The sequence below is a fragment of the Serratia oryzae genome (assembly GCF_001976145.1).
GTDB classification, from domain to species: Bacteria; Pseudomonadota; Gammaproteobacteria; order Enterobacterales; family Enterobacteriaceae; genus Chania; species Chania oryzae.
Window position 1 is genome coordinate 1 of record NZ_MOXD01000007.1, and the last position, 16,389, is coordinate 16,389.

Here is a 16,389-nt window from a genome sequence, read left to right on the forward strand (position 1 = left end):
TCCCGAAAGGCAGGCGTGTGTTGTTTGCGGGGCTTGTTTTTCGTTGCTGATGGTTTAGTCATGAGTCACCTCTGAGTTACGAGTTTACTCACTTAATACCGTGTCCACTATTACTGGGTAAGATCAAATACCGATCATTGGCACATAGTTGGTTAACTGGCTTACTTGGTGCAGAATACGTTCAGACACCCATTGCGGTAAGCTGGAAAGAGAGTTTTGCAGCGACTGCAGACCTTCAGAATTGTTCATCACTTCTCCTCTAAAATGAAAATAATAACGGCAGAATAATAAGTTCTGTCATTAAATGAGAGCTGTTCAGTTGAATAATATATGTCTGAAGAAAATTTTAATATCAGCATCAGATGTGAATGAGACGAGGGCAACCTTATACATAGACAACATATTTGTATCAAAATAAATTTAAAAATGTCCAATGCGGCATATTTAATATGAATCTGTAGACAGTCTATACCCTTGTAGATGTGTTAAATCTATGAACTGTACGGACATACTGATTGGGAATAGAGTTATCAATTTCAATGGTTACATTTAGATGTCAACTAATGTGAATTTTTATTCTTATTTATACGTCTTGATAATATACACCGATATTTTTTCCAATATTAATTGGGTTGCATTGAGAATTCAGCCTTGGATATAATCACAAAGCTGAATGTTAATGCTTGAAATTTCAATTGGAAAATTAAATTCAACCTATTTTGAATTCATGAAATCGATATTCTCTACCACGTTCGTTAAGTTCTGAAATATAATGCAGTGCTTTTTTATCACTCAATCCTAAACTCTGCAAAACAGCATATAACTGATAGAACTCACCAGCAAGATCACCAGCAAAAATTCCAGGATCATCTGAACCAAGTGTAACCATTATTCCTGGGTCGCCTGGCTGTGTATAATTTGGCAATCCCATCCATCTAAATACATGATGTTCAACAAAACTTTCATATTGGCTGATTCGAACGTTGCTTGAAGGCAATGTTTCAATAAGTACTTTTCTATCCTTGATAATCATCATTAGTGCCTGTTGTACTTTTATATATTCCTCTGCTGACATATATTCTGCATCAACAAATGTGAGTTGACTTCCTCGCGAACGTATTTCTGAGTCACTGAGCCATTCCCATAAAAGTCTGCAGTCCTTGACATTGGAACTGACAGCCTCATCAACCTTTAATGCTTCCATCATTTCTAAATCACTCAGTGGTGTGACCGAGTCTACGGATTTTGGAAGTACAGAGTTTTTTATATCCCGAGGAGTAGAGGTAAAGACTTTTGCTAGAAATCCAATATTGAGTCCTCTAAGCTTCATCACTCGCTCTAAAGTTATACTATTTATTTGCTGTCCAAATAATTCAGATCCAAGTTCGGTCAGTTCAGCTTCTAGTTTATATGCTAACCCGGTTTCTCCTGTCATTTTTAGAAGACGCCAAGTGGAAAGTAGATCAAGTAACCAGTCATCTTTGCGTATGTATACCCCTCTAGGCATTCTCTTTAACCATAGTTCAGGAGATATACCCATTGCTGTACCATGGCCAATACGATCTCCTTCACATAGTCCAAGTAATTCTAAAGCATCAAACATAGCCCGAATACCTGATAATATATGATGGAAATCTTCTCCTGCATGGTAACTGCGATGTGTAATACCAAAATGTCGGCACATACGGTACACGCTTGCAAACACTTCTGGTGGAGCATCTAACTCATTAGCAGCAGCATCAATACCCCTAACCCATAGCCTTAAGGATGGGTAGTGTTCAAGCGTATTTTTAAGGGTATATACTTGGTTGGTTAGTTTAGTTCGTAAAGTATAGTGTCTATAAGGGGTATCAAACCGAGATTCAGGCAGTTTAATAAAGTGAGTAACAAGTGCTAATTTTAAAAAACGTCCATTTTTAGCGTTCGGCTCTTTGATTTTTTTTTCAAAATCTCTTAGCAATAAAGTAAGATCACTTGCAGGTTTAGTGTCATACAAATATCTCCAGTATCCACTTAAAATATTATAGATGATTGATATGTTCTTGTTTTCGCTATCTTTAGGAGCAAATCGTCCTTCCAAATAAACAATTCGGCTATGATTAGGTAATGAACCATGCATACTTTGGAATCGTTCTAAATAATCTTTTTCAATTGGTTCGCGTAAATCTGTCCAAGTGATTTTTTGAAATTGATCAAAACCGTACTGCTCTTCACTTTGGACAAGCAATCTGTAATAAAGGTTTTGCAAGATTAAATAACAATGAAGCATGTTCGTCAAAGAGACTGAAGGTATAGTGTCTAGCCTTTTTAATAGGAGAAAAATCCAATACCTTTCTGAAACTATATTATCATTGTCATAAAGTATGAAGTTATTATATTCTGGTTCATTATGTGATATGCTTGGGGCGTGGCTTAGTAATGCTAGTGAAAATACATCTTCACAGTTTTTTGGGAGCTCTTCACTAGAGGAAAGACAACCAAAGGCTGCAGGGATTAAATATTTTCTAAGTTGTTTTGCTATATATATATGCTTTCGAAATAAGGATGTGGAAAAATCAGGGTGAACAGCTCTGGCTAATTCTCTCAGACGTGATGAGTTGCTTCCAGTGTCATTATATTTATTGCAGAAATCAGTAATTTCTCTTTCTGGTTCTGTTATTGCACGAAGCCAACAAAGCTCGGCGTGAGTGCTTCCATTCAAATGCAAATGAGTCTCATGTAATCCTTCCTTGTTAAAATACTCTTCGATTAAAGGATCAAATGGCAATAGTAAAGAATTTAATCTGTTGTAAGATGATATATCAGCGAACTGATTGGGGGCGGGGAGTTTATCTAGATAATAATCATTTTGAGGCCAAAGATAAGCAGCTGCTTGAATGGGTATGCCACTTACTCGGCTTAATATGCCTTGCTGCCAAATGCCGAACATTTGGAGTTTAACTCGTAAAATACCATGACGAGAAGTTATAAACTCTTTCACAATGAATCGTAGAGCAGATTGTAGTGGAGAGCTATCCGTTGGCTTGTGGTATAATTTCCAGGCTTCAAGAGCCCTACTAAAAACGTGATCGGGTTCTCTGGCCGCCCAAGGTTGATGGGTAAGATATAACTCTTCTCTGATTTCTTCTTCATTTAATGGGAAATGAAATGATTTCTCTTCAATAATCGTAAGTATTCGATGACTTGACAGTAAGTCACACCCTAACTTTGCAGAAGTTGATAATGATCGAACGGTCATTCGCCATCTCCAATTTTGGTACTGGCTTTAGTCCTTCCTCGGGATTTTGGTTCTGCCTCGGTTTTTCGCCATCGACCAGCGATAAATGCTTTGACAGGTAATTCGGCACTTGAAATATTTGTTATCGTATCATCTAGGGATAGGGCCTCTTTAATTATTATTCTTGATTCTTTTTTAAGAAGACCAAGAACAATCGGACAACTTGATATTAGAGTTGTAAGAGGGAGACTGCTTTTATTTTTTTTCAGAAAATCTTTTTTCTTTTTGAGTATATCAAAGGCCGAGGTTAGCGGATTAGTACGATCAGGTGAGATGCTATAATCTAGCAAATTGTGATCAGCTTCTTCCACTAAAAAAGCATTAATTAAACATGCAGCATTGATTTCCATTATGTCATCAACATTTCTTCCGCCACTGAGCAAACCAGGGCGAATTCGATCTGAGGACTTCTCAAGGCTAAAGTAAATTCTTATCCAAATTTTTCCAAGTAGAACAGAGGATGGGGAAAACTCTTTAAAAGATTCTTTATTTAATTCTTGCCATGCGAGTATGGAGTTAATTAAATCTCCCTCCAACTCTGAATTGTCGCTATCTTTTACAGTGTCATCACTAACTGTGTGTGGATTATCCTCAGAAGACATTGTATCGATGCTTCCACCCCAGTCTGGACTGCTGATACTAAGTTGTGGATAAGTACTTTTTAGCCGACGTGATACCTCTTCATGAGAACGAGCACCAAAAAGACGTTCAACTAAACCAAGTATATTATATATAGAAGAATAACAGCGACTGCTCTGACTTGATACATCTAAAAGGCTATATGCTAGAGTTGGATAAGCTTTATTCTCTCTACTGTAATTGATACTTAATATACTATCTATAGTACTAAAGCCTTCGCCTTTTCCTCTTGCTTCATCAGGTTCTCTTTTATTTAAACCAATGATACCAAAATCAATTACAGGAGCTTTAGCTTGAGAAGGGTGTCTAGCTGCGAGTACTGCTGTTGCACGTCTAGCCCAGTTCAGTGCATCTTCGTTTCTACCTATAGCCATATACTGGCTAAACTGCCTATAAAGCAAGTCTTGATTCATATTGTCCGACATACGTCGTTTTTCTTTTCCCCATAACGTAACATTGCCTGGCCCTGTCAACATGTATTTTATCGATGCTGATGCTGACTCGGCGCATTGCCCAGCGACTTCTGCAGCTAAGGCTAAATAGCAATTGTTAAGGTCATCATTACTTGCCTGAGGTCGTAAATAGGCTGCGGTATCAACATCTCCATCCTGACAGCATAAATCGAAGACTGCTTTGGACAGTGTGGGAAGATAATTAGCTGTTAGATCGTCAACTACTACACCGTATTTGTATAAACTTCCCTGAGCCATTGCTCTTAATGATTCCCTTAAAGCATCAGAGAGGTCACGATTCCATGTATTATTTATATCATCGTCAGATTTTGATAGGTGGGGGGCACAACCTTGCAAAACTTGTAATATTGAGCGTAGTGGTTGCTTTAATAAATGCGTTCTGAATAACTCGATATCTGATTGAGAGGCTATACGTAACCCACGACTAATAATTTCATCCAAGACTTTTATAGGATCGCGTTTTACATCATTCCATCGAGACGAGCAGATTTTATAGCTTGATGGATGGGTGCCATCATACATTTTACCGAAAAGTCTATTAAGTGTTTTTAAATGTTGACGGCGCGATAATGGGAATAACTTCAAAACGTATTGATCTTCTAAATGATCAAGCATTCTTAAACGCTGTTCCTCTCTCCAGGAATTATTTTTATTTTCAACTGAAGGAAGTCGTTGTGAAAACTCATCCCTGACCAAGAGTGAATAAAGTTCCATATCGCCAGTGACCAATATAAGGAGGCGAGGGCTATCCAGATAGTTTCGTATGCATTCTAATAATGGGAATGCGTGTTGGGCGTTAGTATCTGCATCATCAAATGCTAGCATTAATGTATCTGTATTTAATAAATGACAAGCAATATCTATGGCCTGATGAAAATACTTCCTTAACGACCTACTATCCTCTGCTTGGGTAAGGCCTCTATCAAAAAATAATTCTGGATCAAGATGCGCTAACTGGTCATGACCATTACGAAAGAGGCTTAGTCCACCAGCTAATTTTTTGAAGGCTTGACGAAAATTATTTTTGAGAGGTTCATTATCTAGAGACATATAACTGTTGTCGACAGCTACCTTTAGTGCTCTCAATACGTTCAATAATAAATTTTCACATGCTTCCAGCCGAGTGGGATCAATATAATCAAGTTTTGAAATGCTAATGGAAGTACTGTTTATATCTTTTTGAGATAATTCAAAGGGTAAGTTTTCATACACAGTACGCAAAAATGTCGTTTTACCTGCACCACGTGATCCATCAATAAAATAAACCAACCCACTGCTTGGAGGGTATTCATTTTGGAAGGTTGGTACTGACGATTTATCACCAAGAGGGTTTTTTTCTTTGGTTTGTAATATGGTGTTTTTGATGTCAAATATTAATTTTTTATATACATCTTGATGTATCAGTTCATCCGAACCCATTTTCATATAGCTATTGCATTCATCAATATTTATTACTATTGTGGTATCTTGAGCGTCCATTTTATCCCCAAATATGATAACTGAAATATTCTAATACCGTACTATATTATCTTTTTCACTCTAAAACTCAAATCATAAAAATGAGCGAGAGGAACAGCGCACGTCGACCAAAGTTTACTAGCGGCACAGGGGGACTGTTTTATCATCAGCACTCTGAAATTTCTATCAATTCAGGTATCTCAAACACATCATCAACTTCTATACCGAGGTAACGAGCCATGCTTTCATGTCTTTTTAAGCCAACTAGAGGTTGGAGCACTGGAGGATATTTTGTTTCTTGGGTATTAACTAAAGTTTAGTTTTTCACTTTGAATGTGTGTTGTACATCGAACCAACCAGATCAGGCTTTTATGTCCATGCATGATAGCTACGGCTGTATTGTCGAGGGGGATATGTTGTGAAAACTGAACGGGGATTACAACAAGTAGTCTGCATGTGCAGATTTCCCTGCTTGCAATTGTTTCTTCTATCCTTTTAGTTAACTCAAGCAGGTCAGGGCTTCTGGTCTTTGTTGTAACATCATTGTTCAGCACTGTATCTATGCGGCAGTTGCTGACATGTTAACGCAGCAACAACATACCCCATTCTGAGGTTAAAAGCTCAACAGACATTCGTACATCTTAACCGACCCCTCTTGGTTAAGCATGCTTAGCCAGTTATTATTTTATTTTAAATCAAGGGATTAGTTTTGGTTGGATTTCTGTTTTAACCCTTGCATTTTAGACGTATTATTTGGGATTAATCCACTTGCCCTGCTTCTTGTCACCATTTTCGGTGTTTGTAAAAAGCCCTTTTTAAGGTTATTGCTCATGGAGTTATGGATATTTTTAGCTGCGCTTTATGTCATTTACTTGTTGTTTTTCAAAAAGAAAAAGAACAAAACCGCCGGGGTAACTACTTCCAAGACCTTCAAAGCGCCACCAAAAGAATGGATCGCTGACATCAAGAAAAAAGAGACGGTTGTGCGAAACGATGATAGTGAAGATGACAACCTTGCAACCTTTACATTGAGTGGCGGCCGGGGTGTTGAACTTCGGGTGACAACCAATCATTACCAGAGCACCTCAAAGTCAGCAGGTGCATTAGCTCGCTGGGTACTTCCGGGTGAAATGATAACTGTAGCTGGTGTAACAATTAGCGGTGGCCATATTTACGTGGGACAACGTATGAAGCCCTCTAGTCAGGAGTCAGGCGGCTATTATGACGATGGAAGTGAGGCATCATTAATTGATGATACATGTAAGATACAACCCACTTCGTATCTTTACGAAGACAGTTCATTAGGATACTGGCCCAGTTTTTCCTCTCTTTCCCCTGAAGCACGCGGTGCGTATGTTAGTTGGCTTGCCAGCGATAGGTCCGACCCATCGTGTCCTATAGGCTATGTTTTTATATACCTCTACGGTCTGGAAAGAAAAGCGCTTGTAGATTCTACTTACCAAAAATTCCCTGATGCTGAGTTCAGCAGCCTGTTCAATGAAGTCGCTCGGTTAAGATCGGTATTCATTGAGAACCGCTCCTTCCGTGTATATTCGACCCAATTGCTCGAAGCCATGTCTATTCTGCGTCCGGACTTGGGTTTAACCACTGTGCTCGATAGCGATTCTGGTTTCAGCAACGGCATGCAATTTAAGCTGGCTCTGGCAAAAACTGTACATGAAGGCGTTCCTGTATCAGCTGAACTGGCATTGAACTGGGTAATAAACCATACCGAGTATTCGCTGCGTACCCCGGCTCGCCGCTGTGCTAAAGAGTTTGCTGCGCTTTTCAAACGGCGTTACACCCTCAAATATGGTGAAGGGATGGTCGTTAAGGCGAATAAAACGCGCCTAAGGTTAGATTACACACCAGCAAGTCCTAGTTTGCGAGCTGTCCGACTTCCTGTTCCTGACCTGCCTGATCCAAGTGCATTGAAGGGACCTGTCCAAAAAATTATGGCCCTTGCTGACATATGTACAGATGAACTTGATGCTTACAGTCGCTACCTTGGCCGGAAAGGTACGTCAGTCAATGATACGGCTGCAATTATGTTGCTCCCTTCAGAGATCGTTAATGAAAGCGCAGAAAAAATATTAAGCTCATTCAAACGCTGGGCTGATGAGGCGATCCTCGAAAAAGAGGGGCGAGTATCAGTTGCTGACTTTTGGGCACATATGAATGCCAGCTGTCCAACTAAAATCAATAAAAAAGAGGCCGACTTGATGCAGGCCTTTGCTCTGAAGATGGGTTACGGTCTGGCACCTGACCCGTATTATCACCATGTGAAGGCGGATGTTGATGGGACACTTGTTCTATTCCCTGCCGCCGAAGGTGGACGCTTCTCACCTTCTCCTGAATTTATCTCAGCAGTAATGACGCTCAGATTAGGGGCGATGGTCGCCTTGATTGACGATTCCCTTGATCAAGCTGAACAGAAAGTGCTTGAGAATGCCATCAACAACAATCCTGTCTTCACCGATGATGAAAAGCGCTCTCTACATGCGTACTTAACGTGGCAGCTTCATACCCCAGCCAATATGACGGGAATGAAAAGCAGGGTTGAGTTGATGGGGGCTGCGGAAAAGGCTGCTGTGGGTAAAGTTATCGTTAGTGTTGCCTGCTCAGATGGAACAATAGCGCCTGCCGAAATTAAACAGCTTGAGAAGATTTATTCAAGTTTGGGTCTGGATCCCTCATCTGTCTCGAGCAATATCCATCAGCATTCTGCAACTGAACATGATCTCGTCTCGTCTGTACCAACTGATCAGCCAACGGCAGGGTTCACACTGGATGCTAATGTACTTGCCCGACACGAATCTGCCACGGATGATGTTCGTAAATTACTGAACACAGTTTTCACCGAAGAAGAACTGGAAGAGCCAGAAAGCGCACCTGCCTCATTAACGGAGGCGGGGGGCCTTGATTCCGCACATAGCCAGCTTTATCGCAGTTTGCTGGAGAAAGAACAGTGGTCCCGGAAAGAGGCGACAGAATTGTGCGGAAATTTGAACTTGATGCTCGGCGGTGCGCTTGAGGTGATCAATGACTGGTCCTATGCGGTGGTTGATGCTCCGGTACTGGACGATACCGATGATGATATCTGGGTTGACCTGGAAATTGCCAAAGAATTAGAGGGATAGTGAATGTCTGTAACACGTATAAGAGTGAAAGAACGCGACGCTATTATTCAGTCACTTAAGTCAGGTGTAACGCCAAGGATAGGCATTCAGCATATCCAGGTTGGCCGCGTGAATGAGATCACCGCTCTCCATCAGGATATTGAGAGGATTGCTGACGGTGGTGCAAGCTTCAGACTTATCATCGGTGAATATGGTTCTGGTAAAACGTTCTTTATGAGTGTTGTGCGCTCTATTGCGCTGGAGAAGAAGTTGGTGTCAGTCAGTGCTGACCTTTCTCCTGACAGACGTATTCACTCATCGGGAGGTCAGGCTCGTAATCTTTATTCTGAGCTCATGAAAAACATGTCCACCAGAAACAAGCCGGATGGTAATGCGTTACTTAGCGTTGTTGAAAGGTTCGTTACGGAGGCAAGGAAGGAAGCTGACACGGACGGCTCCGAGGTTTCATCTGTTATTCATAAACGCCTGGCAGCACTATCAGATATGGTCGGTGGATATGACTTTGCGAAGGTCATTGATGCATTCTGGCGGGGGCATGAGCAGGATAACGAAACGCTAAAATCCAATGCCATTCGCTGGTTGCGTGGAGAGTACACTACTAAAACTGATGCCCGTCACGATCTCGACGTTCGGACTATTATCTCAGACGCTTCATTCTATGACTCTTTGAAGCTGATGAGCCTTTTTGTCCGCCAGGCTGGCTATGCCGGTCTTTTGGTCAGCCTCGACGAAATGGTGAACCTCTTTAAACTGAATAATACGCAAGCAAGAACAGCGAACTACGAACAGATTTTGCGGATCCTGAATGACTGCCTGCAAGGCTCAGCCGAGAACATTGGTTTTATCCTCGGGGGGACGCCAGAGTTCCTTTTCGATCCGCGCAAAGGTCTTTACAGCTATGAGGCGCTCCAATCACGTCTGGCGGAAAATCGGTTCGCGCAAAAAGCAGGAGTGATTGACTACTCGTCTCCTACTTTGCATCTTGCCAGCCTCACCCCTGAGGAACTGTATATTTTACTGAGAAATCTTCGCCATGTTTATGCAGGCGGAGATCCAGAGAATTATCTGATTCCAGATGAGGCACTGACTGGATTTCTGCATCACTGTAGTAAAACCATTGGAGATGCTTACTTCCGTACCCCCCGTAATACCATAAAAGGTTTCCTGGACATGCTGGCCGTGCTGGAACAAAACAGAACGATGAATTGGCAAACACTAATCGAGGGTGTGGCGATTGAAGAGGACAGGCCCAGCGATATGGATGACGCCATTGTAGAGGAAAGCGATGACGATGACGGACTGGCGAACTTCAAACTATGAGCAGTGCCTATGATAGTCTCGATCCCCGCGTCCGTAAGTGGGTTTACAAGCAGGGGTGGTCTACATTAAGGCCCTTGCAGGAGAGTTCTATCCCGGCAATTTTAGCCCGTGATCGAGACGTGCTAATCAGTGCAGGCACAGCAGCGGGTAAAACAGAGGCTTTCTTTCTTCCTGCCTGTTCGGCAGTTGCAGATCTCACTAATGGATTTGGCATCGTCTATATCAGTCCGTTGAAGGCATTGATTAACGATCAGTACCGTCGTCTTGAGAGCCTTGGAGATGCATTGGAAATGCCAGTGACTCCCTGGCACGGGGATGTGCCACAAAGCAAAAAGAAGAAGGCTCGGACAAACCCTGCTGGCATTTTACTGATTACACCTGAGTCACTTGAGTCTTTGCTCATAAACTCAATGGGCTGGCTCAAACAGGCGTTTTCTTCAGTCGCATACATCGTTATTGATGAGTTTCATGCTTTTATTGGCTCAGAGCGTGGTGTACAGCTGCTTTCTCTACTCAATAGAATTGACCATGTGCTAGGACGCCAGGTAAATCCAATTCCCCGCGTTGCGTTGAGTGCCACGCTAGGGGAACTGGAGAAAGTGCCCGAAATGTTGCGCCCGGACAAACGACTCCCCTGTGTAACTGTTACAGATAGTAATAGCACGGCCACTCTTCAGGTACAGGTCAAAGGGTACCTGGAGCGAGTGATCCAAAAAGAGGAAGAACTTCAGAGTTCAGTTGAACATGACGTTTGCGCTGACATTTTTAGACTTTGCCGTGGCGATTCTCATTTGGTCTTTGCAAACAGCCGAAAGCGCACTGAAAGTATTGCGGCAACGCTGAGCGACATGTGTGAGGAACAAATTGTTCCGAATGAATTTTTCCCCCACCATGGTTCCCTTGCCAAGGAATTACGTGAGGCGCTTGAATCTCGTCTTCAGAAAGGTAATTTGCCCACAACTGCTGTTTGTACAATGACGCTTGAGTTGGGAATTGATATCGGTAAGGTTAAGTCGGTTATCCAAGTTACGCCTCCGCATTCTGTTTCCAGTCTACGTCAGCGTATGGGACGTTCTGGGCGACGCGACTCCCCATCAGTTCTAAGAATGCTAATTACAGAAAATGAGCTTACTGTAACTAGCAGTATCGTTGACCACCTACGGCTGCAGTTGGTCCAGTCGATGGCAATGATCAGATTGATGATCTCTAAACAATGGTTTGAACCAGCAGATGCTCGACAGATGCATTATTCCACGCTGTTGCACCAGATTCTTGCTATTACGGCACAATGGGGCGGAGTTCGTGCCGACCAGCTCTGGTCACAACTATGCCAGACAGGGCCGTTTAGAAATGTAGATTTAAACGATTTCAAAAGTCTGCTTAAACATATGGGAACCTGTGGCCTGCTCACTCAACTTGCTAGCGGCGAAATGGTTGTTGGGGCAGAGGGTGAGAAACTGACTAACCATTACACGTTTTATGCCGTGTTCAATACACCGGAAGAGTTCCGCATTGTCACCGGAAACAGAACCCTTGGAACAGTGCCTGTGGACTCCCCACTGCTACCAGACCAACATATCATCTTCGGTGGGCGGCGCTGGAAAGTGACAGAGATCGAGACAGAGAAAAAAGTTATCTATGTAGAGGCGACCAAAGGCGGTCAGCCACCACAATTTAGTGGTGGAGGAATGTCTGTTCATGATGCCGTACGTCAGGAAATGCTCGCTATCTATAAGGAAAGTGATTACCGCATAGCGATAGGTAGCAAGAGAGTAGATTATGCCGATTCTGCCGCCAGAAATCTATTTGCTGAAGGCTGTAGTAACTTTCGGCGTTATGACCTGCAAAATGAATATTTTATTACGAGCGGTCAACACTGTTACGTAATTCCCTGGATGGGGGATAAAGTGGTGAATACGATTACAGCCTTGCTCCTACGCTGTGGTTTTAAAGCAAATTCGTTTGCTGGTGTTATAGAAATCGATAATTCAAGTGTAGCTTCCGTTCAGCACGCGCTTAAAGAAATACTGTTGTCAGGCTTGCCATCTGCATTTGATCTTGCTACAGATGTTCCAGAAAAGTACTTGGATAAATATGATGATTATTTACCAGAGTCCCTTCTTGCGAAGGGATTTGGGGAAAAGGCGTATGATATAGCAGGTACACGCATCTGGCTGCAAAAAAATCTTTAGTAATATAATGTTGTATTTAGGGTTTAAATAAGTTAACTATATCCTAAATTTATTTACCTGTTGATTTGCTAGGCTTCAACCCCGGGGTGTTGCCAGGTGTATCTTTATTATCACGTCGACGTTGATCCGGTTTTCCTGTCGATTTAGCAATTGGCTTTGGACCTGGTTTTAGACCCATGATAGTTTTCCTTTTGAAATTTAAGAGAAAGACTCTCAGCATCAATATTATTGATGTTGTGAAAATTATCAATGGAAGCGAGCAATGTTTCAATAATTAACTCTAAATATGTGAACAGTGTCAGCTTTTGGGACTAAGTGGTCAGATCTGATGGAACTGACCACTTAGTCCCAAAATATAATATATTTTTAAGTTTAAGGGCTAACGATAACTCTTATATCCGATCCGGAAATACTTTTAATGTATGAGTAACTCGTTCCAAGCACTGCTAACTGACCGCTAGAAATTTTTGTAGCTGAAATAGCAGGTTGTACTATAGCAAACTTGAAAACCAGTTCGTGATCATGACACTTATTTCGCAATATCTCGAGTTGTTCTGGGAGTCCTTTTAGGATTCTATCAAAACCGATTGGAAGCGACTTTTGATAACGCTCCATCAAACGATCAAAAAACTTCTCACCCGTATATAACCATTTTACAGATCTGGATGCCTGACCACACACTTCGTAAACATCGTTCACGCGGGCTCCTGGTATAGCCACTCCATCAGTCAAGGAACAATATTTGCAGTGAAATAAATCAATATGAATGACATTTTTACTTTCACGAATTGCAACGAGATCGGCGATTTCACCTGCACCATCATCATTGAATACTATACTGTAATCATCAGCAATCTTGTTGTAAGTAAATCCCTGTACACTATCAAAGCGTTTTTCTGCACGCATTGATTCCTGATGAATTTTAGTTGTCCCCCAATCCCATACCTCAAGTAGAGAGATTGGCAATTTTATATCTACACTGTTGGGCGAGAAATAACGATAATTACCTAGAAGCATTGACCCATCGACACTTAGTAGCACCAGTGGTTCGCTATCCAAGTATTCATCTAACGGAACCTCTTGAGATAATGAAATTTTCAAACCGGGGCAGTGTGTTTTGTAACCATCTTCCAATAGCTTAATATTGATCTTTGTAATTAGATGTTCCAATCCATCTGTATCTGCGACGTACACAGGAATACTTAAAGTTAGGTCATCATCATAATTTGGCTTGCCCAGAACAATATCAAGAAGGTTGAACCTCTCTCCCTGAAAAATAAGAGATCTTTTTTGTTCATTCTCGATTGCTATGGACTCAGGCCAGTCTGAGTAAAAAAGGCCATCAGGCCATTTTTGCTCAATTTTCTCTGCTCGCATGACATTCTTCAATAAATCACTTGGGTCTATTGTTTTATCATTAAGTTTCTTAGAGATATTTTTACACCATTCGACCCAATAATTAATTGGTGATGAGTTCATCTCCCAAATTTTACCTTTGTGCGAGCAACCAACTGTAGTTCTATCACCTTGTTCGAAACCAGTTGCAAAAACGTTGGATTTCTTTGCACTACCTTTTTCAATCTCACTGATTACTTGATTGATGTCGTGACCTACATGCATCGTAAATCGGAGATCCTTTCGGGCACGAGATAAGCCTACGTTTTGCAATTTCATTAACTTAATATTGTGGAGCGAGCGAAATGTCGGTTCACCATTAATACGTACAGGTTCTTTAGCCACTAAATTAAGGAATCGGTTAGACTGCATGTCATCACCCGATGTGTGAATAAAAAGTGTGTTCTCGGGTTTGTTGTAAAATGCCAGATATAAGAGCCAGTTGGTGTCGAAAATAGCTTCAGTTTGAGCCCATCCAACAAGTGTTTCCCGTTTTGTTACTACGATGACTGTATCTGCTTCATCATTAATGGAAATATATTGCAGCTTCTCTCTGTTGCCAGACATTTCATTTGCTCTTTCTGGCATCCAGTTCTTGGGGGAAAGATGATAGGCTGTTGCACTAATCTTTGGATTCGGATTCAACCCAAAGATAGTATCTGCGTCTTTCTCATCTGAAAACTGCCCACTGAATGACTCTTTTTCTATTTCCTTACTAACTTTTTCTTGACTAACATCCCGGATCACAGAACCCCAGTCAGCACTCTCTTTATAGAGCTCTGACATTTGGTGATCAGTCTTTTGGTTTGCAATGTTGGCAACAAATTTTGCGTTCCCAAGAGAATTATCAACCCTAGTTAACCGGCCAATAAACTGTAATGTGACTGCAGGGCTTCTGTGCTGATCATGAATAGCGGCGATTTTAAGTTCAGGCAAATCAAAACCTTCCCCTAGCATGTCCACACAAACGATGATTCGGTATTTTTTCAGGACAATCTCTTCGAAAATTCTAGCTTGGTTTGGAACTTTGCTATGTATTAATACCGGGTTAAGATCCGCATGAGTCCTGTAAATTTCGAAGAGGGCTTCAGCTCGTTTTTGTGATTTAGCCCGCACTAACATCAGATGGTTATAGCCCGCTTGTATATCTTTTCTCAATAGCTCTACAGCCTGATCTGCTATAGCTTGGTCAGAGCGATCTAAATTGTATTCCCGTACTGGGTGAAATTCGATGCTTTTGAAATAGCCATCATTTTGAGCATCGCGAAGAGGGTAGTTATAAATAATTTTTCCTTCTAATGCTAAACCATCTTCTCGAAATGGAGTTGCGGTAAACTGAATACATGGTTTCCCGTTGAAAGATTTTTTGATACGGCCCCAACTTGTTGCTGCAACGTGATGGGCTTCATCTATTAGAAGGTGACTACAGATTCCTACCAAAGCTTGCAGTGCATCCTTATCGAATAGTTGGAGGGCTTGCGGAGTAGCTACAATAACATTTGCTTTAGCAAGTTGAAGAACTTCTTGTTCAGACATTCCCGAGTTGATTACTTCGACTACAGGGTTTAAAGCCGTATCAGATATGGCTCCCACAGTGCGAAGTGTTACGAATTTTTCGCATTTACCAGATATTTGAGTCCTCAGAGCATCTGATGGAACCAGAATTAAGGTTCTAGACATTTTGCCTGCAATGAGCAGGGCAAGCATTGTGTCAGTTTTTCCTGTACCCGTAGGCATTACGACCGTTGCCGGGGAGGAAGGGTCAACCACCAGATGCCCCAGCGTTGCATAAATAGCAGCTAATTGGGGCTTACGTAGACCCGGAGTGTTGGTCAAGGGTACTGCAAGACTGAAATTAAATCGGTGATCCTGCCAACTTTGAAAGACATCCGTATAATTAGCTACTTCGCTCATAGACTTTTCCTAGGTTAACGACAAAGGAAGAATTCGGATCTCTATATTACCATGAGGCTAATACCTCTTTTAGAGGTATATTGTGACGAACCCTATAATTGAGCGAAAAACATATCTTAATTTTGTAGGGATTGTTACAACCTGCTACATGTCGCAAGTTGTAGCAGGGTACCGAGGCAGACTACAGAAATTTCACGGAGAAATGTGTCAATTATGTTAATAGCACTCTGAGTGAGGATAAATACCTCACTCAGAGTGCTATTAACAGGCTAATCCGCCTAAGCGTGAACACTGGCTTGTGCCAAAATTACGGTAATCGCTGTAAATATTCTTGGTACTGGTTTACGCCAGATACGCCAGTCGAATCAGGAAACGCCAGTAGGCATGAAATATGAGCGACCCGTGAGCTGAAATAAATAACATACTCATCTATCTCTGACCCCTGCTACAGCTGCTACACGTAGCAGCTGTAGCAGGGGAAACATAAAGCGTCATTTACTTTTTCTGACTGAACCAGTACTTCTCTGTTGACGTATGGATACGTTTCCCTTTTCCATAATTTTCCCTATCTACGTTTTTCT

6 protein-coding genes and 1 pseudogene are annotated in these 16,389 nt (G+C 41.7%); 3 read left to right on the plus strand and 4 right to left on the minus strand.

The annotated features are described in order from the left end of the window. Positions 1-126: 126 nt before the first annotated feature. From BMI79_RS24265 to BMI79_RS13640, 3 genes and pseudogenes are all read right to left on the minus strand, one after another. Positions 127-249 (minus strand): annotated as a pseudogene (locus BMI79_RS24265) (GTPase family protein); the annotation flags it as partial. Positions 250-709: 460 nt separating this feature from the next. Beyond that, positions 710-3,238: an amidohydrolase family protein gene (locus tag BMI79_RS23585; protein ID WP_076942691.1), complete on the minus strand. Its 2,529-nt coding sequence runs from the start codon at positions 3,236-3,238 to the stop codon at positions 710-712. Continuing rightward, on the minus strand, positions 3,235-5,868 hold the full coding sequence (locus BMI79_RS13640; RefSeq protein WP_076942692.1) for a hypothetical protein: 2,634 nt from the start codon (positions 5,866-5,868) through the stop codon (positions 3,235-3,237). The genes BMI79_RS23585 and BMI79_RS13640 overlap by 4 nt, the downstream gene beginning before the upstream one ends. An 809-nt stretch (positions 5,869-6,677) precedes the next feature. Here BMI79_RS13640 and BMI79_RS13645 point away from each other — a divergent pair. From BMI79_RS13645 to BMI79_RS13655, 3 genes are read left to right on the plus strand one after another with little or no spacing between them, the layout of a single operon-like run. Next, positions 6,678-8,987 (plus strand): tellurite resistance TerB family protein, encoded by a 2,310-nt coding sequence (locus BMI79_RS13645; RefSeq protein ID WP_076942693.1) that lies wholly within the window; start codon positions 6,678-6,680, stop codon positions 8,985-8,987. A 3-nt stretch (positions 8,988-8,990) separates the two neighbouring features. After that, positions 8,991-10,307, plus strand: a complete 1,317-nt coding sequence (locus BMI79_RS13650) for an ATP-binding protein (protein WP_047461853.1) — start codon at positions 8,991-8,993, stop codon at positions 10,305-10,307. Beyond that, positions 10,304-12,499: a DEAD/DEAH box helicase gene (locus tag BMI79_RS13655; protein ID WP_076942694.1), complete on the plus strand. Its 2,196-nt coding sequence runs from the start codon at positions 10,304-10,306 to the stop codon at positions 12,497-12,499. The genes BMI79_RS13650 and BMI79_RS13655 overlap by 4 nt, the downstream gene beginning before the upstream one ends. A gap of 372 nt (positions 12,500-12,871) precedes the next feature. Here BMI79_RS13655 and BMI79_RS13660 read toward each other — a convergent pair whose 3' ends face one another. Further along, entirely contained in the window at positions 12,872-15,808 is a 2,937-nt protein-coding gene (locus BMI79_RS13660; RefSeq protein ID WP_076942695.1) for a DEAD/DEAH box helicase, read from the minus strand. Positions 15,809-16,389 lie beyond the last annotated feature (581 nt).